The organism is Mesorhizobium sp. RIZ17, assembly GCF_051127865.1.
GTDB classification, from domain to species: domain Bacteria; phylum Pseudomonadota; class Alphaproteobacteria; order Rhizobiales; family Rhizobiaceae; genus Mesorhizobium; species Mesorhizobium humile.
Genome location: NZ_CP147861.1, coordinates 4572473 through 4591457 on the forward strand (window position 1 = coordinate 4572473; position 18985 = coordinate 4591457).

Genomic DNA, 18985 nt, shown 5'->3' on the forward strand with positions numbered 1-18985 from the left:
TTTCATCTCTAAACGCGCCCTGGGTTCGGCGCTGCTGACGCTTGCCACGCTCGCCGCGGGCGCAACGACGGCATCGGCCGCCGACAAGATCTCGATCATGGTGGGTGGCTACGAAAAGCAGATCTACCTGCCCGCCAAGCTTGCCGAGGCGCTCGGCTATTTCAAGGACGAAGGCCTCGACGTCGAACTGCTCAACGAGCCGGCGGGTGTCGATGCCGAAAACGAGATGCTGGCGGGCGCCGTCCAGGGCGTGGTCGGTTTCTACGATCATTGCATCGACCTGCAGGCCAAGGGCAAGTTCGTCGAATCCGTCGTCCAGTTCAGCCAGGCGCCGGGCGAGGTCGAGCTGGTCTCTTCCAAGCATCCCGAGATCAAGTCGCCGGCCGACTTCAAGGGCATGAGCCTCGGGGTCACGGGCCTCGGCTCCTCGACCAATTTCCTGACCGAGTATCTGGCGGTGAAGAACGGGTTGAAGCTCGGCGAGTTCACTTCGGTGCCGGTTGGCGCCGGCAACACCTTCATCGCCGCCATGCAGCAGGACAAGATCCAGGCCGGCATGACGACCGAGCCGACGATCACCCGGCTCTTGAAGACCGGCGAGGCGGCGGTTCTCATCGACATGCGCACGATGGAAGGCACGAAGGCCGCGCTTGGCGGCACCTACCCGGCCGCTTCCCTCTATATGCAGACCGAATGGGTCGATGCGCACAAGGACACGGTCCAGAAGCTCGCCAATGCCTTCGTCAAGACGCTAAAGTTCATCAACACCCATAGCGGCGCCGAGATCGCCGAAAAGATGCCGAAGGACTATTATGTCGGCGACCAGGAAGGCTATGTGAAGGCGCTTGACGCCGGCAAGGCGATGTTCACCGCCGACGGCGTGATGCCGCAGGGCGGCCCCGAAACGGTGCTCACGGTTCTCTCGGCCTTCAAGAAAGAACTGCAGGGCAAGCAGATCGACCTTTCGAAGACCTACACCACGGAATTCGTGAAGAACGTGAAATAGCGATCAAGCCGGCACTAGGTCCAGGCTTCGTGCCGGCATCCTGATCTGTTTTCCACGCCCGGCGATCCCCGCGCGGCGGTCGCCCGCTATTGGAGTTCCAACCATGGCTGTCGAGAAGACCGCTCCGGCGATAGAACTGATCAATGTCAGCCGCCGCTTCCTTTCCCCCACCGGCAAGTCGCTGACGGCGATCCGAGATTTTACCATGACGGTCGGGCGCGGCGAATTCGTCGCCGTCGTCGGCCCGACTGGCTGCGGCAAATCGACGACGCTCAACCTCGTCACCGGGCTCGCCAGGCCGAGCGCGGGCGAGGTCCGCGTCATGGGCGCGCCGGTCAAGGGCATAGACCCGCGCATCGGCTTTGTGTTCCAGACCGACGCGCTGTTTCCGTGGCGCACCGTCATCGAGAACGTGATGGCCGGACCGCTGTTTCGCGGCAAGTCGAAAGCGCAGGCCCAGGCCTCCGCTCGCGACTGGTTGGCTCGCGTCGGCCTTGCGCGCTTCGAGCAGCACTACCCGCATCAGCTTTCCGGTGGCATGCGCAAGCGCGTGGCGCTCGCCCAGACCTTCATCAACGGTCCCGAGATCCTGTTGATGGATGAGCCGTTCTCGGCGCTCGACGTGCAGACCCGCGTGCTGATGCATGAGGAGCTTCTGCGCCTGTGGTCCGAGGCGAGGGCGTCGGTGGTCTTCGTCACCCATGACCTCGAGGAAGCGATCGCGCTGGCCGACAAGGTCTATGTGTTGACGGCCGGGCCGGCGACGGTGAAGTCCGTCTACACGATCGACCTGCCACGCCCGCGCGTCGTCGCCGACATCCGCTACGAGCAGAGCTTCATCGACTATTCGCGCACCATCTGGGCCGACCTGAAGGAAGAGGTCGAGACCAGCTACGCCCGCGCGGCCGCTTAAAGGAACCCGATATGACAGACGCCACCGTCAATATCTCGGCCGCGAGCTTCAGGCCGGGAACTTCGGACGCCGAGATCGAGGCAGCCGCTGCCAAGGCCGCCGCGCATCGCCGTCACGCCGTCATCTTCTGGCGGCTCGCCATCCTCATCATCTTCCTCGGCCTGTGGGAGATCGCCGGCCGCATGGCCTGGATCGATCCCTTCTTCTACGCCATGCCGAGCACCATCGCCGGGCGGCTCTATGAATGGACCACGGAAGGAACGTCGGAAGGGCCGCTCTGGTACCACCTCTATGTCACCATGGAGGAATCGGTACTGGGCTTCGTAACGGGCTCCGTCGCCGGCATCGTCATCGGCGTCGCGCTCGGCCGCAACCGCATGGCCGCCGACATCTTCTCGATCTACATCAAGGTGATCAACTCGATCCCGCGCGTCGTGCTGGCGCCGATCTTCATCATGATCCTTGGCCTTGGCCTTGCCTCGAAGGTGGCGCTGGCCTTCGTCATGGTGTTCTTCGTCGTCTTCCACAACGCCTTCCAGGGTGTGCGCGAGGCCGACCGCGCGATGATCGCCAATGCCCGCATCCTCGGCGCCTCCGACTGGCAGCTGACGCGCTCGGTCATCGTGCCGTCGGCGATGAGCTGGATCTTCGCCAGCCTCCATGTCAGCTTCGGCTTCGCCATCATCGGCGCCATCGTCGGCGAGTTCGTCGGCTCGCGCTACGGCATCGGCCTGCTGATCAACATCGCCAAGGGCTCGTTCGACGCCGCCGGCATGTATGCGGCGATCGTTATCGTCATGGTGGTGGCGCTCGGCGCCGAGTACCTGATGACGCTGGTCGAGAGCAGACTGGCGAAGTGGCGGCCGCAGCCGCTGCACGAGACGCAGTGATGGCCGCGGCAGGTTTCACAGTTGGATATTAGCCGCCAGCCAGCGGCAGCCGCACCTCGACGATCAGCCCGCCGGCCGCGCCATCTCCAAGAGTGACGCGGCCGGCGGCGTTCTCGACAACCTCGCGGACGATGGCGAGCCCAAGCCCGCTGCCCTCCTCTGTCGTTCCGGCAACGCGGTAGAAGCGCTCGAACACATGCTCGCGCTCGTCCGCGGGAATGCCGGGTCCATCGTCGGCGACCGTGAGCTGTGCCTCGCCATCGACGGCCGCCAGCTTCACCGTGACGCTGCTCCCGGGCGCTGAATAGCGCAGCGCATTGTCGACGAGGTTGACGATCATCTCGCGCAGCATGGTGCCGTCGCCGATGACCGGCACGGGCCCGGTTTCCTCCAGGCCGAGATCGATATTGCGACCAACGGCGACCGGCGCATGGGTTTCGAGCACTTGCCGCGCCGCTTCGGTCAGGTCGATGCGATCGGCGCGGGGTCGCCTGCTCCCGGGCTCCGCCCGCGACAGGGTGAGCAACTGCTCGGCCAAACGCGCCAGGCGACCGGAACTTGCCTGCAGGGCCAAAAGCGCTTCATGGCGGGCATCGGGGACAGTCTCCCGCAAGGCATAGCTTGCCTGCGTCGACAGCAGCGCCAGCGGCGTGCGCAACTGATGCGCCGCATTGGCGATGAAGCGGCGCTGCGCCGCCATCTGGGCCCGCACACGCGCCATATAGGCATTGAGCGCCTCGATCAGCGGCCGGATTTCGGTTTGGGCGCCCGAGACCTCGACCGGATCCAGATCGCTGCGGCTTCGCGAACGCACGGCGTCGCGCAGCCGCAGCAGCGGCGCGAGGCCTCGGCGCAGGCCGAGCAGGACGAACACGCCGGCAATCACCACCAGCGCCAGCTGCTGGCCGAAGGCGCTTAACCACAGACGCCTCACCATCGCGTCATGCCCGGCAAGCGTCACGCCGACTGTGACCGTGATCGGCGAATCCTTCCCGGCGCCGATTACGGCATGGCCGAGCGTCGCGAGCCGCAGACGGTGCTCGCGAAAGCCGGTCTCGATGCTGCCGCGCTGAGTCGCCTTGGGCAGGTCGGGATAGCCGGTAAGCAGGCGTCCGCCCGCGGTCTCGACATGGTAGTAGACTCTGTCGCGGTCGCCGGTATCGAACATTTCGATCGCCGCCGGCGGAATTGTGGCGTCAAGCACGCCGTCCTTTACCGCGACCTGCTCGGCGATAGCGCGCGCCGACGCCATCAGCATCCGGTCGGTAACCAAGTCGGCGGTCGCGAGCGCATTGCCATGGCTGGTCCACAAATTGATGGCGGCGAGCCCGGCCAGCGGCAGCACCACCCAGGCCAGCAATTGCAGGCGAAGGCTGCCGATCCGAAACCTGTCAATCCTCATGGCGCCGGATCGTGATGACGCAACAGATAGCCGAGGCCGCGCAAGGTGGCGATCTGGACGCGCGATCCCTCCAGCTTCTTGCGCAGCCGGTGCACGTAGATCTCGATGGCGCTGGGATCGGCGTCGGTTTCGAAGTCGTAGATCGCCGTCGAGAGCGCCGCCTTGCTCACCGTGCGGCCGGCCTTGACGACGAGCTGTTCCAGCACGGCGTGCTCGCGCGGCGTCAGCGACAGCGTCGCGCCGGCAAGCGAGAACAGGCGTGTGTTGGTGTCGAAGACCAGATCGCCGCAGGAAATGACCGGCGCCGTGCGGTCGTTGGCGCGGCGCAACTGCACGCGGATGCGCGCTTCCAGTTCCTCGATCTGGAAGGGTTTCGCCAGATAGTCGTCCGCGCCTTCGTTGAGGCCCTTGACCCGGCCGTCGAGGCTGGCATTGGCGGTGAGCACGATCACCGGCACAGGATTGCCGCGCGCCCGCAGCCTTTTCAGCACCTCCATGCCGCCCATGCGGGGCAGGGCAAGGTCGAGGATGATCAAGGCATGGTCGCCGGCGGCCAAAGCATGCTCGACATCCTCGCCGTCATGCACGACGTCGACGACATAGCTCGCCTGGCGCAGCGTCTTGCTCAGCCAATCGGCCAGTTCGCGATTGTCCTCGACAAGCAGCAGCCGCATCGTTTGTCGCTGTTTCCTCCCAACGGCGCCGACCCTTCGCCGAGGGCGGCAGGCGGCGTCCGAATTGGTCCTCAGACCAACCGATAGTATCGATCCGCGCGCAAGGCAAACGTGGTTTGCCGGCGATCGCCATCCTGGTCGTGGCGCCTGCCTAGCCCCTTGTTCGGTCCGGCAAGCGATTAAATCGAACCGTTCGGTTCAATTAATGTTGACGGTTCGTGCAACTAGGGTGAACAAGGGCAGCCCGCATTAGGTGCCGCATCTCAAGGCGTTCGCCGTAACCAGTTGATATTAAATGATAAGAATGTGGCCGCCGCGTCACTCGCATAATTTCAAGATCGAACCGAACGGTTCGGTTCACAACTTTTCGTGATTGGAAATGGCAACAGGGCCGACCCATTTCGGGGTGGTCCGAGCGACGCGAATTTCCATCAAGGCACGCCACTAGACGGACACGACTTTTGAAATCTGGAGTACCTAAAATGAACAAGATTGCTTTTGCCGCCGCTGCTTTCCTCATTGCCACGGGCAGCGCTTTCGCCGGCAGCGACCATTATGGTTCCGACAACGTCAACCAGCCGGCCGTCACCGCTCCCGCGGGCAAGGTCGACAACACCATCACCGGCTCGATCCGCAAGCTCGACAAGTTCGAACAGCGCGATCTCCACATCACGCGTGATCAGAACCAGCCGCAGTCGGGCCAGGGCATCTGGGGCCGTTAATCGGCCCCTCCTGATCCGCTTCAAACCAACAACCTTGAATCTGGAGTAACTCAAATGACCAAGATCGCTCTTACCGCCGCCGCCCTTCTCGTTGCCACCGGTGCCGCTTTCGCCGGCTCGGACAACTACGGATCGGCCAATGCCAATCAGCCGGCCGCTTCGGTCGACACCTCGTCCACCGCTTCGATCACGAAGTCGGACGCGGATGCCCAGAAGCCGGTCGTCACGGGCGCTAACCACGACCTGTTCGGCAACCACTAAGCGGTTCGCCACGCGAACCTTCAATCGACAACCTTTAAATCTGGAGTAACTCAAATGACCAAGATCGCTCTTACCGCCGCCGCCCTGCTTGTCGCCACTGGCGCCGCTTTCGCTGGGTCCGACCACTACAACCCCAACGAGGCCAACCGGCCGGCCGCGTCGGTCGACACCTCGTCCACCGCTTCGATCACGAAGTCGGACGCTGATGTCCAGAAGCCGGTCGTCACGGGCGCCAATCACGACCTTTTCGGCAATCGCTAAACGGTTCTGTCCTCGACGGACCTCAAAGCGGCGGGCTTGTCCCGCCGCTCTGCTTTTGTGGAGCCGGCTACTCCCAGGCCGCCTCCTAGGTTTGATCAAGCATTTATCACGAAGCGGTGATGCCTGTAACGGGACCCCCGGTGGCTCCGAAGTGGGGAGGCAAGGGCCGATAGACGGGGCCGATCCAGGGAAATTCAAACGAGTGCAGCGAGCGGGCAGCCCCGGGCGATGTCGGGGGCCGTCCTGTACCGATCCACTGGGTCATCGGATCGTCAATCGCTCCCGATCGATAACGGAACAACCCGGAACAGGAGTATTTGAAATGACCAAGATCGCACTTACCGCAGCCGCCATTCTCGTCGCCACGGGCACTGCTTTCGCCAGCTCCGACCATTATGGCGCTGCCAACGCAAATCAGCCGGTCGTCACCATCGACCGGACTGTGACGGCCTCCATCACGAAGTCGGATACGGATGTCCATAAGCCGGTCGTTCAAGGCACCAACCACGACCTGTTCGGCAACCACTGATCCGGTCCGAAAGGTACTAGGCGGCGGGCTTTGTCCCGCCGCTTCGCTTTTGTGAAGCCGGCTACCGGTAACATCATTCACTTCACACGTATGTGTATCACAAGTATTTGTAATCGTTTTCCTTTTCCCGGGCGAAGTCGAATCCGACGCTGCCGTGGCCGCTGAAAACAGCGGCGCGCCGGGAATAAATCCTGGCTACCTCAGGTCTTCTCGGCAGCGGGGCCATCCTCCCAAGGCTACCGCCGATGAAACGACACGGAACAAGGAAATCGAACATGACCAGGATTGCATTCGTCGCGGCCGCCATACTTGTCGCCGCCATAGGCACCGCATCCGCCGGCAGCGATCACTACGGCGCTGACGGCGTCAACCAGGCAGCCATCGGCGCTGACACCAGCGTCACGGCTTCGATCCCGAAGCACAAGATGGCCAAGCCGGCTCCCAATGTCGACACCGCGATGAAGACCGGAGCGACCGACCCTGCGAATTGGCCGGGTCCGCCTGCGGATAATTGGGGCAATTGATCAGCTTCTCTGAAAATACTGAAGGCGGCGGGCTCGCTCGCCGCCTTTTCGGCAAGCTTCTGGCTCTACCCTAGTCTAAGTCTTTCGGCCTCACGCAATGCGTCAGCCGCGCGCCGCGAAAGTCGAGGTCCGCCCAATCCTCGTCCAGCGTGAATCGCGCGAGCGCCGCCGTCGGGAACTTCGCTTCGATCTTCTTGAAGACAGCCTCGTCCGATCCGGCGCCGGCCAGCCGCAGCACAAAATGCTGCAGGCCGGGATTGTGGCCGATCACCAGCAGGCTCGTCGCCTTGGCCTGCCGCACGCGTGCGAGGATTGCGCCCGCCGCCGCCTCATAGAGTTCCTCGGCAAATTGCGCCGGCACGTTCTTCGGCAGTTCCTGGGCGACCAGCCGCCAGGTGTCGCGGGTGCGCAGCGCCGGCGAGACCAGAGCGAGATCGGGCAGCCAGCCGCGCCGCGCCAGCTCCCGCCCCAGCAGCGGCGCCGTCTTCAAGCCGCGTGGGGCCAGCGGCCGGTCGAAATCGGCAAGTGCGGAATCGTCCCAGCTCGACTTGGCATGGCGCAGGATGAGCAGTTGTCTTATCGGCATTGATCAGGACCAGGGGAACCAGCGAGACGAGCGCGAGCCTTCTCATTGATTGCCTCGATGTCAAAATCATCGAACGGATCGCTGGCCAGCCCGTCTTCCCAAGCCTTGCGCAGCCGGTCTGCTTCAGTTCGGCTTTGCGGTTGGTTCGTCGGTTCCGAGTTGATCGCCATACTGCTGCTTCCAGCCAAGGCTACGGCGTGATCCGCGCCAGCTGTTCGAGGTCCGTCTCCTCGCGCAGCGGGTCCGGCGCCATTACGACCGAGCTGGCGTTGTCGGCGTCGTCGGCGAAATGGGCAAGCACGGTGTGACCCTTTTCCATGGACGCCTTGCCTTCGGCGACGAGACCCAGCGCCAGCGGGTAGAGCCGGTGCTCCACCTTGAGCACGCGCGCGGCCAAGGTGTCCTCGTTGTCGCCGACCATCACCGGCACGGCGGCCTGCGCGATGATCGGACCGTCATCCATTTCGGGCGTGACGAAATGCACCGAGCAGCCATGGATGCGAACGCCGGCGCGGATTGCGCGCGCGTGCGTGTCCAGCCCCTTGAAGGCCGGCAGCAGGGCAGGGTGGATGTTGACCATGCGCCCCTGCCATTTCTCGACGAGGCCGCGGCCCAGGATGCGCATATAGCCGGCCAGGGCCACGATGTCGGCGCCGAAGCCGGTGAGCGCGGCATCGATCGCGGCGTCATAGGCATCCTTGCTCGGATGGTCGGCGCGCTGGACCACCTTCGTGGCGATGCCGCGCGACTGGGCGATGCCGAGGCCGGCCGCGTTGGCGCGATCGGAAATGACGCCGACGATCTCCGCCGGATAGCTTGGATCGCTCGCCGCCGCGATCAGCGCCGTCATGTTGGAGCCGCGTCCCGAGATCAGGACGACCGTGCGTTTCCTGCTCATAGGCCGATCGAGCCCCTGTAGATGACGCCGGCATCGCGCCGCGGCACGATGCGGCCGATCGGCGTCACCGTCTCGCCGGCTTCCTGCAGCACCGCCGCGACCTGCGCCGCCTGGCCGGAGGCGACGGCGAGGATCATGCCGATGCCGCAGTTGAAGGTGCGCATCATCTCTTCCGGCGCGACGCCGCCGGTCTTGGCCAGCCACGCGAACACCGGCGGCACGTCGATCGCCTCGAGGTCGAGCTCGGCCGAAAAATCCTTCGGCAGCACACGCGGAATGTTCTCCGGAAAACCGCCGCCGGTGATGTGGGCGAGCGCCTTGATGCCATGCGTGTTCCGGATCGCCTTGAGGATCGACTTCACATAGATGCGCGTCGGCTCGAGCAGCGCCTCGGCGAGGCTTAGTTCGTCGTTGAACGGCGCCGGATCGCTCCAGCCAAGCCCGCTTGCCGCCACGATGCGGCGCACCAGCGAGAAGCCGTTGGAGTGCAGTCCAGACGAGGCCAGGCCGAGCAGAACGTCGCCCTCGACGATGTCGTCGGTCGGCAGCAACTGGCCGCGCTCGGCAGCGCCCACGGCGAAGCCGGCAAGGTCGTAATCCTTGTCGTGGTACATGCCGGGCATTTCCGCCGTCTCGCCGCCGATCAGCGCGCAGCCGGCCTGCCGGCAGCCTTGCGCAATGCCGCCGACGATCGCAGCGCCCTGGTCCGGGTCGAGCTTGCCGGTGGCGAAATAATCGAGGAAGAACAGCGGCTCGGCGCCCTGCACGACGATGTCGTTGACGCACATGGCGACGAGGTCGATGCCGATCGTGTCGTGCTTGCCGGCGTCGATGGCGATCTTGAGCTTGGTGCCGACGCCGTCATTGGCCGCGACCAGCACCGGATCGGTGAAGCCTGCGGCCTTCAGGTCGAACAGACCGCCGAAGCCGCCGATCTCGCCGTCGGCGCCCGGCCGGCGCGTGGCGCGCACCAGCGGCTTGATCTTCTCGACCATCAGGTTGCCGGCATCGATATCGACGCCGGCTTCAGCATAGGTGAGCCCGTTCTTGCGCTTGGCCTTGTCGCCCTTGCTCATCGTTGGCTCGTTCCTGTTTCCATTGCGGGCTATTCGCATGAATGGTTTCGGGGAGCAAGGATGACGGCCATTCCTGCCTATAAAACCGTGGAAGGTGGGCGAGGCGTCGAAGCTGCCAATCTCCCCCTCTTGCGGGCCTCACGACGTGGGAGATCAGTAGTTCCTCCCTTGCGCCCACCTCCTATCTCCCTCATCTTTTCCCAACAAAAGACACGACGGGACCTCATGTGACCCTTCCCAACATGATCACGATCATGCGGCTGCTGCTCGTGCCTGCGGTGGTGCTGGCCATGCTGCAGTCGCTTTGGGGCTGGGCCTTCGCCGGATTCCTCGTCGCCGGCATCTCCGATGGTGTCGACGGCTTCATCGCGCGCCGCTGGAACCAGTCGTCGCGCCTCGGCGCCTATCTCGATCCGATCGCCGACAAGCTCTTGCTGGTCTCGGTCTTCGTCGTCATGGGCTTTGCCGGCGAACTGCCGCTCTGGCTGGTGGTGACCATGGTCTCGCGCGACGGGCTGATCGTCTGCGCGGTACTTTTGTCCAGCGTGATGAGTCATCCGGTCGAGATGAAGCCGCTCTTCGTGTCGAAGGCCAACACCGCCGCGCAGATCGTGCTGGCGGCGCTCGTGCTGGGCGAACTCGCCTTCTCCGTGCAACTTGGCCCGCTGCGGACCGCGCTCATATTGCTGACCGGGGTCTTGACCGTGGCTTCGGCCGCGGCCTATCTCGTGGCTTGGCTAAGGCATATGAGCGGCTATGGCGAAGGCTCCCGAACGAGCAACTCCCAGAACGACGACATCAAGACCGGCGACAGCAAGTCGGGCATCGGCAAGTCGGGCGGCTCCTGCACGGACGCCTGACAATGACGGCGCGGTGATCGCCGCTGACGACGGCTCGGGCGGGCTTCGCCGCCAGGTCTTCTTCTGGCTGGCGACGGCAGTCCTGCTGGCGCTGTTCCTCTATCTTTTCTCCGGTATCCTGCTGCCGTTCGTGGCCGGCATGGTGCTCGCCTATTTCCTCGACCCGGTCGCCGACTGGCTGCAGCGGCTCGGCCTCTCGCGCCTGATGGCGACGGTGGTGATCCTGATTGCCTTCATCGTCGTGGTGGTGCTGGCCTTCGTCATCCTGGTGCCGGTGCTGGCCACCCAGATGGCCGATTTCGCCCGCAAGCTGCCGGAATATCTCACGCGCCTGCAGTCGCTGATCACCAGCTTCGATCCGAAATGGCTCGAGCAGCGCTTTGGCGTCAACGCCGCCGGCCTGCGCGACGGGCTGAATTCGCTGCTGACGTCCGGCTTCAGCCTGCTCACCACCGTCTTCACCTCGATATGGAGTTCCGGCGTCGCACTGGTCTCAGTGGTGAGCCTGTTCGTCGTCACCCCGGTCGTCGCCTTTTACATGCTGCTCGACTGGGACCGCATGGTCGCCGAAGTGGATGGCTGGGTGCCGCGCGACCACGTCGAGACGGTGCGCGCGCTGGCCCGCGACATCAACACCGCCACCGCCGGCTTCGTGCGCGGGCAGGGCACGCTCTGCCTGGTGCTCGGCGCCATGTACGCCACGGGCCTGACGCTGACCGGCTTGAACTTCGCCATCCTCATCGGCTTCTTCGCCGGGGTGATCTCCTTCATCCCCTATGTCGGCTCCTTGACCGGGCTGGTGCTCGCCGTCGGCGTCGCCTTCGTCCAGTTCTGGCCGGACTGGACCATGGTGGTGCTGGTCGCCTGCGTGTTCTTCGTCGGCCAGTTCATCGAGGGCAACATCCTGCAGCCGAGGCTGGTCGGCAAAAGCGTCGGCCTGCATCCGGTATGGCTGATGTTCGCGCTGTTTGCCTTCGGCGCGCTGTTCGGCTTCGTCGGCCTTTTGATTGCCGTGCCGGCCTCGGCCGCGATTGCCGTGCTGGTGCGCTTCGCCATAGCCCGCTACCTCGAATCGCCGCTTTACAAAGGCCACGCCGCCCGGCCCGCGCCGCCATTGCCGGCCGATCGCGGCGGCGGCCATCGTTCGAAGCCGCGTGGCTGACGTGCCCGCAGAGCGATCCGATCCGCCGCGCCAGCTGCCGCTCGACCTCGGCCACGGCACCGGCTATTCGCGTGACGAGCTCGTCGTCTCGGGCACCAACGCGCAAGCGGCATCGCTGATCGACCGCTGGCCGGACTGGCCGTCGCCAGTGGTCGTGCTGGCAGGGCCGCCCGGTTCCGGCAAGACCCATCTCGCCCGGATCTGGCAGGATCGGACGCATGCCGTCGCCATCGATCCAGGCCGGATCGGCGAGCACATTGCCGGACTCGGCACCAGGTCTGCGCTCATCGACGATATCGACAAGGGCCCGATCGACGAGCAGGGCCTGTTCCACCTGATCAACGCCGTGCGCGGCGCGGGCTCAACACTGCTCTTGACAGCGCGGCGTTTCCCCTCGGCCTGGCGCGTCGTGCTGCCCGACCTCATTTCGCGGCTGAAGGCGGCGGCGACGGTCGAGATCCACGAGCCCGACGACCTTTTGCTGGCCGGCGTCATCACAAAGCTGTTCGCCGACCGCCAGGTCGAAGTCGAGCCGCATGTGGTGCAATATCTGGTGCGCCGCATCGAGCGCTCGCTCGGCACCGCCATGCGCATCGTCGAGCGCCTCGACCGCGCGGCGCTCGAACGCAAGACGCCGATCACCCGCGCTTTGGCCGCCGAGACGGTCAGCGCCATGGACGAAGGGCAGGGCGAGTTCGATATCTAGAGCAATTCCAGGAAAAGTGTGAGCGGTTTTCCGCCCGGAATTGCGTAAAAACAAAGAGATAGGGCGTTTCGCCGTTTCCGTGAAACGGTGAAACGCACTAGAGGGAGACCCCGCTCGCGGCGCGCCCTTTACGCCCATAGCCTGGCCAGATGCCGGGCCAGCAGATAGACGCCCATATGCGCCGTCACATAGCAGGCGGCGACAAGGATGAAGAACATCAGGCTGGCGGACCGCGACCGGGCTACGCCATTCCTCTTGCTGGGCCGGTTGTTCCAAACCCAAAGAGCAGCGCACAGAATGGCCCAGACGACTGCGACCGGAACCGTAAAGCCGTAATAGGCCAGATAGGCCGGGCCGATCAGCGACAGCAATGCCTCCAGGACAGGCATCGAACCCCCTTTTGTCCGAAGTCTAGACCGGCGACAAAGTTGGAAGCGAGGAGATTATTCGATTCGCCCAGGCGTTCCGTGATCAACTCATGGGAGCATGCGGCGTAGCTGTCCCATTCCGGAGCAGTCTTTCAGGCATCGTTCTTGCAACGCAGACAATGCCGGTTGATCCCGGTCCCGGTCGCGTTCCAGATCGGGTTGTAGGCTCGCCGGGCTCGAGGTGTTGGGGTTCTCGCCCGGCGGGTTTACCGTCGATGCGACCGCGCCGTTGGAATGGCTAATGCATGTCGCGCAAAAGTGACCTCGGTTTTGCGGCAACGACATGCATCAAGCAAGGCGCTAAAGCGCGTCGCGTGAATCCGTTTCGACGCGACGCGCTTTAGTCCCGCTTCATCTTGAGCCTGTCCCGCAGCCGGCGCAATTGCCGCCGCCACCATGGCTTCGGCTTGCGCGGGACCAGGACCATCTTGCCATTGATGACGGCGTCATCCACCCAGTCATGCTCCTGCATGCGCCAACTGGCGCTGACCCGGGCAAGCAGCGGCAACGGATCCTCGCCAGCGACGCGCACCAGCTCCGGATTCTTCAGCGCCGAGCGGAAATCGAAACCCTGGGCGATGAGCGCGCGCAGGAACACGATCTGGCGCTGCATGCGATGGAAGTCGGTGCCCTTGCCATTGACCATGCTGCGTGCGCCGATCCACTGATGGAGACGCACGCCCGTGAGTGTCTCGGCGGGCGGGCGGAAGGAAACCTGTTGGCGCCCGTCCTCGAGGCGGCTCGTCGGCGTCAGCGGATACCAGAAATCGAGCGGCTCACTGACCGGCACGTTCACGCGGGCGCCGGCAAGCGCAGCCTCGCTCGCGCCGCGCCTGAGGCAGACTGCGCTGCGCGCCGAAAAGCCCAGTCCCGCAAGCGCATCGAGCAGCAATCTGCCGCCACCCATGGCGAAGGCCGCGTTGACGCGGTCGCTGATGAGGGGAGACCACAGATCGCGCGGCACCCATGTCAGCCGCCGCCTCGAAACGTCCACGACGACGATGATGTCGGTGTTGGCGTTCCAATTGTCCCTGTCGAGGATCGCTACAACCACGGCTGCCAAGATATGCACCCTCCGGTCGGGCTTACGGGGCCGGCCTGGTTGTCTCTGGGGAAGAAGCGATGGTCGGAGTGGCGTGATTCGAACACGCGACCCCCTGATCCCAAATCAGGTGCGCTACCAGGCTGCGCTACACTCCGACGTCCCGCGGCGTATAGGGGGCGCACGCCCGGAAGGCAACACAAAAACGGAGGCCTCGCAATTCAGCCGATGCCGCAGTGTTGAAGAGCGCCGGACCGCGGTTTCGTTGACAAGGCAACAGCGCTGCCTTCTTGGACAAATGACCGTCGGGCTGCCGATCAGCGCTTCTGAGAGGCGATCTTCCTGGCGATCGCAGCGGCCTGGATTATTGAATTGGCAAAGCAGCCGCGAATGCTCGGCCGCATGCCGGTGAACCAGAGCCCGGGCAGGTTCGGGTCGTTCGCGGCGCCGTTGAACAGCGGCACGCCCCTAGCGTCGAGCACACCGAGCCGGCCCAGCATCGTCTCCAGCCCGGTGCGGTAGCCGGTGGCGGCAATGACGATGTCGGGCGCGATCACCTGGCCATTGTCCAGCACGACGCCGTCGCGCTTGAATTCGCGCAATTGCGGCACCACGATGATGCGCCCGGCCTTGATGGCGTCGACCGCGCCGTCGTCGGCGGCGATCGCCGTGTAGTCGGAGCCGAGCCGGCTGGCGCCGCCCGCCGGGGCAGGGGGCAGGCCGTAATTCGTCAGATCCCCGAACACCAGGCGCTGCGTCGCCGCCATGACCGCATCCGCGAGCCTTGTCGGCAGCCTCGCCATGAGCGGCGATATGCGATGCACGGCGATCTTGCCGATACGCTTGGGCAGCAGCGAAGGTCCGTTGCGCGCCGAAAGCCACATCTGGCCCGTCTCCACGCGGGAAAGATGGTTGAGCGCGTCGAAGCCGGAATTGCCGGCGCCGACCACCAGCACCTTCTTGCCGGCATAGTCGCTTGCCCTGCCGAAATCGGCCGAATGGATGATCTTGCCTGAAAAATCCTCCATGCCCTTCCAGGCCGGGATGAAGGGTTGCCGGTCGCGTCCGGTGGCGATCACCACATGCCGCGCCGCCTTCAGGCCGGCGCTGGTCAGCAGCAGCCAGTGATCGCCGCGAAATTCGATCTCGTCGACCTTGACGCCGAAGGCGATCGGCAGCCGGTGCGTCTCGGCGAAATCGTTGAAATGGCGGATGACGGCACTGCGATGCGGGAAGGCCGGCGTTCCCGCGGGATAGGAAACGCCCGGCAGCGAGGAGAGATCGCGATGCGTGTTGAGGTGCAGGTTGTCGTGGCGGCGATGCCAGGGCTCGGCCAGCCGCTGCTCGCGTTCCAGGATCTGCGTCGTCACGCCGGCCTTGGCCAACGCATAAGCGGCGGCAAGCCCGGCGGCGCCCGCGCCGATGACAATCGCGCCTTCCAGTATCGCTGGCTCGCCGACCCCCGACGGCAAGACTTTCGCTTCCGCGTCCATCCGTGTCTTTATCGTCGTCATCATGCCTTTAACTGGCACGACCATGTATCTGACATATGCCGCCCACGGGCCAAAAGGAATAGGCCGATGTTGCAAAGGTTTCCGGCATTGTGTCGCGGATTTTTGCAAGCGCCGGCTAATGAACCGGGTCGGCGTGGCGATGCACCAGCTTGAACGCGCCATCTTCCAGTCGGAACACTTCCGTCACTCGCAAGGTCATATCGGTCGCCTCGCCGTTCTTGCCCATGCGCGCCTTGGCATGCTGCAAGCCGCTCCAGAAGGCCAGATCGCCGCTTGCCGACGCCTGCAGCACCTCAAGATCGGTGTTGCCGCCCTTGTGGAAGCTCGCCGCGTCGCGTTCGTAGCGGCCGGCAACCGCCTCTGCGCCTTCGAGGTGGTCGCCGCGTGGCGAGAAGAACGTCGCCGGCCCGGCGCGGGTGACGATCGCCTTAAGCGAGGTGGCATCGCCATTGACATAGTCCTCCGCGATCTTCTCGCGCTGCTTCATGAAAGCATCGAATGATGAGCCGCCAGGATGCATCGTCCTGATCCACATCTCCAGGCTGGTCATGAACTTCTCAAGGAAGGCGGCGGTGTCGGCGTTGGTCACCGCGCCTTTGTCGTCCAGCAACTCCGTGACATTGCCGATATAGGCCTCCGGCTGCTGCATCACCGGCATGTCGAGGAAGGCGAAGGTTTGCCTGAGCGCATGGTTGGCGCCGAATGCGCCGAGCTGGTACGGCGTGACGCTGACCACGCCGGCCGGCAGGCCCTTGAACACGCTCTTGCCCGAGGGGCGCGAGCCGACATCGAGCGCATTCTTCAGGCAGCCAGGGATTGAGCGATTGTATTCCGGGGTGACGAACAGCACCGCGTCACACTCGCGTATCGCCGCGCGGAAGCCCGACCACGCCGCCGGCGGGCGGTCGCCGTCCAGGTCTTCGTTGTAGAGCGGCAGGTCGCCGATCTCGATGAAGCGGCAGCGCACGGAGTCCGGCGCGCGGGCAGCGAGCGCCTTGGCGATCTTGCGGCTGAAGGATTGGGCGCGCAGACTGCCGACAAGAACGGCGAGCTGCAGGACGGCGTGTTCGGTTGCATTGGTCATGGCGAAACGTCCGTTTTGGCAGTGGCTCACGGGGGGAGGCGGCACGGAGTCTGCCCGCCCGACATTCCGATAATGTCGCCGGCGCGACGAGGTTCCCTGCGCCGTGGGGGCGCAGGGGACGCTTGCGGCCTTGCCGCCGCGGTCATTGCACAGTAATGACGGATTGGCGCAAGATCGGGGTTTCCCGCAGAATCCCCGGAGACGGCGCTGAACGAGGTGCCCGGTCTTCGGGCGGCAACGAGGTGGCCATGTCCGCGCGCATTTTCAGTCCAGCCAAAACCGCGATGCAGTCCGGCAAGGCCAAGACCGGGCATTGGGTGCTGGAATTCGACCCCACCCAGCGCAAGAAGATCGACCCGCTGATGGGCTACACCACCTCGGGCGATATGCTGAGCCAGGTGAAGCTCACCTTCGACACGAAGGAAGAAGCGGTGGCTTATGCCGAGAAGGAAAAGATCGCCTATCGCGTCGAAGAGCCGAAGGAAGCCAAGCGCCGGCAGATTTCCTATTCGGACAATTTCCGCTATGACCGCAGGACGCCCTGGACGCACTGACTCCTATCTTGCGTCGCCTGGCGTAACGCGTATCAGCCGGCCCGGTCGGCCGACGGTCCCGTAGCTCAGCTGGATAGAGCACCGGCCTTCTAAGCCGATGGTCGCAGGTTCGAATCCTGCCGGGATCGCCATTCTTTGGCTTTCTTGTCGATTGCAAATGTACGCTTTTTGCTTACGCGAGCTTGACTTGTGTACGCTATCTGCTTACGTTAGGCATGATCAAGTCATTCAAGAGCAAAGCGCTGGCCGATTTGTTCGAGACCGGGAAAACCGGAAAGATTGACGTTAAGATGCACAAGCGCATCCTAGTCAGACTTGACCGTCTCGAGGCTTCCGAGCGGCCGGAAGATATGAACCTGCCAGGATTTGATTTTCACGCGCTGAAAGGCTTCGACCCGACCCGCTATACGGTTCACGTGAACGGCCCGTGGTGCATCACATTTGAATTCGACGGCGAAGACGCCGCCCGCGTCGATTTCGAGCAGTATCATTGAGGCGGACAGACTGGGGAAGTTTGGTTGATGAGCGAGCACAAGCCGAAGCGTCCGATTGAGCGTTGCCCGTCCCACCCGGGAGCGCTGCTTGAGGATATCATCCCGGCGACTGGAAAGACTAAGGTGGAAATTGCCAGGCTGCTCGGAATCTCGCGACAGCAGCTCTACGATATCACCCGGGAACGGAAGCCGGTTTCGCCGGCCGTTGCGGCTCGGCTCGGAAAAATGTTCGGCGACGGCGCTGCAATCTGGCTTCGAATGCAGGCGGCCTATGATGCCTGGCACGCCGAACGGGAAGTGGATGTGAGCGCTATACCGACCTTGCACGCGGCTTAACAAAGTTTGCTCGGCGGTCCCTTAGAGCACCGGCTTTCTAAGCCGATGGTCGCAGGTTCGAAATCCTGCCGGGATCGCCGATTGGTTCAATGGGTCGTGAGGTCCGGCTGACTCCGGACCTAAACCCCCGCCAGCAACTCCATCACGAAATCTACGAACACCCGCACCTTGGCGGTGCGGTATTGCCGCGAAGGGTAGGTCGCGTAGAGCGGGAAGAGTTCGTCCTGCCAGTCGGGGAACAACTCGACCAGCCGTCCGTCGCGGACCTGCTCGCGCGTGGCGAATTCCAGCACCTGCGCGATGCCGGCGCCGGCAAGGCAGGCGCTGAGCATGGTCGGCGCGTCAGAGGTCATCAGCCTGGTCTCGACGCGGACCGGCAGCACCTCGTTGCCTCGGCGAAATTCCCACTCGTAGGCGCGGCCATGCGCGGCGTCCCAGAACTCGATGGCGTCGTGGTCGGGCAGGTCGGAGGGGCGCCGCGGGCGGCCCCGGCGCTCGATATAGGCGGGTGCCGCAACGGTCAGCACGCGCGTCTCGATCAGTTTGCGCGCCGTGAATGAGCCTGCCGGCGGATCGCCGAAGCGCAAGGCAAGATCGAACCCGTCTGCGACGAGGTCGCCCACCGCGTCGCGCATGATCAGTTCGAGACGAAGGTCGGGATAGAGCGCCAGGAACCGGCCCGCATGCTGGGCCAGCACCAGTTGCGAGAAGAACGGGTCGACATTGACGCGCAGCCTGCCGCGAACGACCGATGCCGCGCCGGTGGCCTCGATCGCTGCTTCCTCGATGCCGTCGAGGTGAGGGCCGACCCGCTCGTAGAAGCGCCGTCCTTCGTCCGTCAGGTGCATCGTGCGCGTCGTGCGGTCGAGCAGCCGCACCCCGATACGGGCCTCCAGCCTCTGGATGGCACGGCCGACGCCTGAGGCGGTCATGCCGAGCGTGTCGGCGGCCCGTGCCATCGAACCGGCTTCGACCACCGCCATCAGCACCGTCACGCCGGACAGCAATCTCCCGTCATAAGGCATTCGTCATTCCCAATCTGAAGTCCGGATTATGATGACAT

General features: G+C 64.3%; 25 protein-coding genes and 3 tRNA genes. 16 read left to right on the forward strand and 12 right to left on the reverse strand.

Going from position 1 to position 18985, the window contains the following annotated elements; all coding sequences use genetic code 11:
* Positions 1-19 precede the first annotated feature (19 nt).
* From WDX12_RS21870 to WDX12_RS21880, 3 genes are all read left to right on the forward strand, one after another.
* Positions 20-1006 (forward strand): ABC transporter substrate-binding protein, encoded by a 987-nt coding sequence (locus WDX12_RS21870; RefSeq protein ID WP_434725688.1) that lies wholly within the window; start codon positions 20-22, stop codon positions 1004-1006.
* Positions 1007-1109: 103 nt separating this feature from the next.
* The gene (locus tag WDX12_RS21875; RefSeq protein ID WP_434721978.1) at positions 1110-1919 is read left to right on the forward strand and encodes an ABC transporter ATP-binding protein; all 810 of its coding nucleotides are present in this window, start codon (positions 1110-1112) and stop codon (positions 1917-1919) included.
* Between the two features lie 11 nt (positions 1920-1930).
* Complete coding sequence (locus WDX12_RS21880) at positions 1931-2809, forward strand: ABC transporter permease (protein ID WP_434721979.1); 879 nt, start codon at positions 1931-1933, stop codon at positions 2807-2809.
* Positions 2810-2837: 28 nt separating this feature from the next.
* On the opposite strand, the gene WDX12_RS21885 is transcribed toward WDX12_RS21880, so the two are convergent.
* Positions 2838-4211: a sensor histidine kinase gene (locus WDX12_RS21885; RefSeq protein WP_434721980.1), complete on the reverse strand. Its 1374-nt coding sequence runs from the start codon at positions 4209-4211 to the stop codon at positions 2838-2840.
* A complete protein-coding gene (locus WDX12_RS21890) occupies positions 4208-4885 on the reverse strand; it encodes a response regulator (protein ID WP_320296262.1) in 678 nt (225 codons plus the stop codon). The genes WDX12_RS21885 and WDX12_RS21890 overlap by 4 nt, the downstream gene beginning before the upstream one ends.
* A gap of 482 nt (positions 4886-5367) precedes the next feature.
* Here WDX12_RS21890 and WDX12_RS21895 point away from each other — a divergent pair, with 482 nt between their 5' ends.
* The 5 genes from WDX12_RS21895 to WDX12_RS21915 all read left to right on the forward strand — a co-directional run bounded on the left by WDX12_RS21895 (position 5368) and on the right by WDX12_RS21915 (position 7182).
* Positions 5368-5607, forward strand: a complete 240-nt coding sequence (locus WDX12_RS21895) for a DUF680 domain-containing protein (RefSeq protein ID WP_434721981.1) — start codon at positions 5368-5370, stop codon at positions 5605-5607.
* Between the two features lie 54 nt (positions 5608-5661).
* Complete coding sequence (locus WDX12_RS21900) at positions 5662-5868, forward strand: DUF680 domain-containing protein (protein WP_434721982.1); 207 nt, start codon at positions 5662-5664, stop codon at positions 5866-5868.
* A gap of 54 nt (positions 5869-5922) precedes the next feature.
* The gene (locus tag WDX12_RS21905; RefSeq protein ID WP_320296259.1) at positions 5923-6129 is read left to right on the forward strand and encodes a DUF680 domain-containing protein; all 207 of its coding nucleotides are present in this window, start codon (positions 5923-5925) and stop codon (positions 6127-6129) included.
* Between the two features lie 322 nt (positions 6130-6451).
* Positions 6452-6658, forward strand: coding sequence for a DUF680 domain-containing protein (locus WDX12_RS21910; protein WP_320296258.1), 207 nt, complete (start codon positions 6452-6454; stop codon positions 6656-6658).
* A 275-nt stretch (positions 6659-6933) separates the two neighbouring features.
* Positions 6934-7182, forward strand: a complete 249-nt coding sequence (locus tag WDX12_RS21915; protein ID WP_320296257.1) for a DUF680 domain-containing protein — start codon at positions 6934-6936, stop codon at positions 7180-7182.
* 70 nt (positions 7183-7252) lie between these two features.
* Here the strand turns inward: WDX12_RS21915 and WDX12_RS21920 are convergent, their stop codons facing one another.
* Genes WDX12_RS21920 through purM form a run of 4 tightly spaced genes read right to left on the reverse strand, consistent with a single transcriptional unit; the run spans position 7253 to position 9742 of the window.
* Positions 7253-7768: a SixA phosphatase family protein gene (locus tag WDX12_RS21920; RefSeq protein ID WP_434721983.1), complete on the reverse strand. Its 516-nt coding sequence runs from the start codon at positions 7766-7768 to the stop codon at positions 7253-7255.
* A complete protein-coding gene (locus WDX12_RS21925; protein WP_434721984.1) occupies positions 7759-7938 on the reverse strand; it encodes a hypothetical protein in 180 nt (59 codons plus the stop codon). Before WDX12_RS21925 ends, WDX12_RS21920 begins: the two co-directional genes overlap by 10 nt.
* A 20-nt stretch (positions 7939-7958) precedes the next feature.
* Entirely contained in the window at positions 7959-8666 is a 708-nt protein-coding gene (purN, locus tag WDX12_RS21930) for a phosphoribosylglycinamide formyltransferase (protein WP_434721985.1), read from the reverse strand.
* Positions 8663-9742: a phosphoribosylformylglycinamidine cyclo-ligase gene (gene purM / locus WDX12_RS21935; protein WP_434721986.1), complete on the reverse strand. Its 1080-nt coding sequence runs from the start codon at positions 9740-9742 to the stop codon at positions 8663-8665. The genes purN and purM overlap by 4 nt, the downstream gene beginning before the upstream one ends.
* A gap of 227 nt (positions 9743-9969) precedes the next feature.
* Here purM and WDX12_RS21940 point away from each other — a divergent pair, with 227 nt between their 5' ends.
* From WDX12_RS21940 to hdaA, 3 genes are read left to right on the forward strand one after another with little or no spacing between them, the layout of a single operon-like run.
* Positions 9970-10602 carry a CDP-alcohol phosphatidyltransferase family protein gene (locus tag WDX12_RS21940; protein WP_434721987.1) on the forward strand — a complete coding sequence of 211 codons (633 nt, stop codon included), beginning with the start codon at positions 9970-9972 and terminating at the stop codon, positions 10600-10602.
* Entirely contained in the window at positions 10499-11764 is a 1266-nt protein-coding gene (locus tag WDX12_RS21945; RefSeq protein ID WP_434721988.1) for an AI-2E family transporter, read from the forward strand. Before WDX12_RS21940 ends, WDX12_RS21945 begins: the two co-directional genes overlap by 104 nt.
* Position 11765: 1 nt before the next feature.
* A complete protein-coding gene (gene hdaA / locus WDX12_RS21950; RefSeq protein WP_434725689.1) occupies positions 11766-12470 on the forward strand; it encodes a DnaA regulatory inactivator HdaA in 705 nt (234 codons plus the stop codon).
* Between the two features lie 128 nt (positions 12471-12598).
* Here the strand turns inward: hdaA and WDX12_RS21955 are convergent, their stop codons facing one another.
* From WDX12_RS21955 to WDX12_RS21975, 5 genes are all read right to left on the reverse strand, one after another.
* Entirely contained in the window at positions 12599-12859 is a 261-nt protein-coding gene (locus tag WDX12_RS21955; RefSeq protein WP_320296250.1) for a hypothetical protein, read from the reverse strand.
* Between the two features lie 379 nt (positions 12860-13238).
* Complete coding sequence (locus tag WDX12_RS21960; RefSeq protein WP_434721989.1) at positions 13239-13961, reverse strand: hypothetical protein; 723 nt, start codon at positions 13959-13961, stop codon at positions 13239-13241.
* A 60-nt stretch (positions 13962-14021) separates the two neighbouring features.
* Positions 14022-14098: transfer RNA gene (locus tag WDX12_RS21965), tRNA-Pro, on the reverse strand.
* A 159-nt stretch (positions 14099-14257) separates the two neighbouring features.
* Positions 14258-15433 (reverse strand): flavin-containing monooxygenase, encoded by a 1176-nt coding sequence (locus WDX12_RS21970; RefSeq protein WP_320296397.1) that lies wholly within the window; start codon positions 15431-15433, stop codon positions 14258-14260.
* Between the two features lie 136 nt (positions 15434-15569).
* The gene (locus tag WDX12_RS21975) at positions 15570-16538 is read right to left on the reverse strand and encodes an NAD(P)H-dependent oxidoreductase (protein WP_320296248.1); all 969 of its coding nucleotides are present in this window, start codon (positions 16536-16538) and stop codon (positions 15570-15572) included.
* Positions 16539-16786: 248 nt separating this feature from the next.
* Here WDX12_RS21975 and WDX12_RS21980 point away from each other — a divergent pair, with 248 nt between their 5' ends.
* The 5 genes from WDX12_RS21980 to WDX12_RS22000 all read left to right on the forward strand — a co-directional run bounded on the left by WDX12_RS21980 (position 16787) and on the right by WDX12_RS22000 (position 17996).
* Complete coding sequence (locus WDX12_RS21980) at positions 16787-17092, forward strand: ETC complex I subunit (protein WP_434721990.1); 306 nt, start codon at positions 16787-16789, stop codon at positions 17090-17092.
* 54 nt (positions 17093-17146) lie between these two features.
* A tRNA-Arg gene (locus WDX12_RS21985) sits at positions 17147-17223 on the forward strand.
* Between the two features lie 84 nt (positions 17224-17307).
* Complete coding sequence (locus WDX12_RS21990; protein ID WP_320296247.1) at positions 17308-17586, forward strand: type II toxin-antitoxin system RelE/ParE family toxin; 279 nt, start codon at positions 17308-17310, stop codon at positions 17584-17586.
* A 27-nt stretch (positions 17587-17613) separates the two neighbouring features.
* A complete protein-coding gene (locus tag WDX12_RS21995) occupies positions 17614-17922 on the forward strand; it encodes a HigA family addiction module antitoxin (protein WP_040972222.1) in 309 nt (102 codons plus the stop codon).
* Between the two features lie 7 nt (positions 17923-17929).
* Positions 17930-17996, forward strand: a tRNA-Arg gene (locus tag WDX12_RS22000).
* Positions 17997-18041: 45 nt separating this feature from the next.
* Here the strand turns inward: WDX12_RS22000 and WDX12_RS22005 are convergent.
* Positions 18042-18947, reverse strand: coding sequence for a LysR family transcriptional regulator (locus WDX12_RS22005; protein WP_434721991.1), 906 nt, complete (start codon positions 18945-18947; stop codon positions 18042-18044).
* Between the last annotated feature and the right edge of the window lie 38 nt (positions 18948-18985).

Bases quoted from the DNA above. Each gene is read 5' to 3' on its own strand.
- WDX12_RS21875 (WP_434721978.1), top strand. From the start codon at position 1,110: ATGGCTGTCGAGAAGACCGCTCCGGCGATAGAACTGATCAATGTCAGC.
- WDX12_RS21880 (WP_434721979.1), top strand. From the start codon at position 1,931: ATGACAGACGCCACCGTCAATATCTCGGCCGCGAGCTTCAGGCCGGGA.
- WDX12_RS21885 (WP_434721980.1), bottom strand. From the start codon at position 4,211: ATGAGGATTGACAGGTTTCGGATCGGCAGCCTTCGCCTGCAATTGCTG.
- WDX12_RS21890 (WP_320296262.1), bottom strand. From the start codon at position 4,885: ATGCGGCTGCTGCTTGTCGAGGACAATCGCGAACTGGCCGATTGGCTG.
- WDX12_RS21895 (WP_434721981.1), top strand. From the start codon at position 5,368: ATGAACAAGATTGCTTTTGCCGCCGCTGCTTTCCTCATTGCCACGGGC.
- WDX12_RS21900 (WP_434721982.1), top strand. From the start codon at position 5,662: ATGACCAAGATCGCTCTTACCGCCGCCGCCCTTCTCGTTGCCACCGGT.
- WDX12_RS21905 (WP_320296259.1), top strand. From the start codon at position 5,923: ATGACCAAGATCGCTCTTACCGCCGCCGCCCTGCTTGTCGCCACTGGC.
- WDX12_RS21910 (WP_320296258.1), top strand. From the start codon at position 6,452: ATGACCAAGATCGCACTTACCGCAGCCGCCATTCTCGTCGCCACGGGC.
- WDX12_RS21915 (WP_320296257.1), top strand. From the start codon at position 6,934: ATGACCAGGATTGCATTCGTCGCGGCCGCCATACTTGTCGCCGCCATA.
- WDX12_RS21920 (WP_434721983.1), bottom strand. From the start codon at position 7,768: ATGCCGATAAGACAACTGCTCATCCTGCGCCATGCCAAGTCGAGCTGG.
- WDX12_RS21925 (WP_434721984.1), bottom strand. From the start codon at position 7,938: ATGGCGATCAACTCGGAACCGACGAACCAACCGCAAAGCCGAACTGAA.
- purN (WP_434721985.1), bottom strand. From the start codon at position 8,666: ATGAGCAGGAAACGCACGGTCGTCCTGATCTCGGGACGCGGCTCCAAC.
- purM (WP_434721986.1), bottom strand. From the start codon at position 9,742: ATGAGCAAGGGCGACAAGGCCAAGCGCAAGAACGGGCTCACCTATGCT.
- WDX12_RS21945 (WP_434721988.1), top strand. From the start codon at position 10,499: ATGGCGAAGGCTCCCGAACGAGCAACTCCCAGAACGACGACATCAAGA.
- WDX12_RS21955 (WP_320296250.1), bottom strand. From the start codon at position 12,859: ATGCCTGTCCTGGAGGCATTGCTGTCGCTGATCGGCCCGGCCTATCTG.
- WDX12_RS21970 (WP_320296397.1), bottom strand. From the start codon at position 15,433: ATGGACGCGGAAGCGAAAGTCTTGCCGTCGGGGGTCGGCGAGCCAGCG.
- WDX12_RS21975 (WP_320296248.1), bottom strand. From the start codon at position 16,538: ATGACCAATGCAACCGAACACGCCGTCCTGCAGCTCGCCGTTCTTGTC.
- WDX12_RS21980 (WP_434721990.1), top strand. From the start codon at position 16,787: ATGTCCGCGCGCATTTTCAGTCCAGCCAAAACCGCGATGCAGTCCGGC.
- WDX12_RS21990 (WP_320296247.1), top strand. From the start codon at position 17,308: ATGATCAAGTCATTCAAGAGCAAAGCGCTGGCCGATTTGTTCGAGACC.
- WDX12_RS21995 (WP_040972222.1), top strand. From the start codon at position 17,614: ATGAGCGAGCACAAGCCGAAGCGTCCGATTGAGCGTTGCCCGTCCCAC.
- WDX12_RS22005 (WP_434721991.1), bottom strand. From the start codon at position 18,947: ATGCCTTATGACGGGAGATTGCTGTCCGGCGTGACGGTGCTGATGGCG.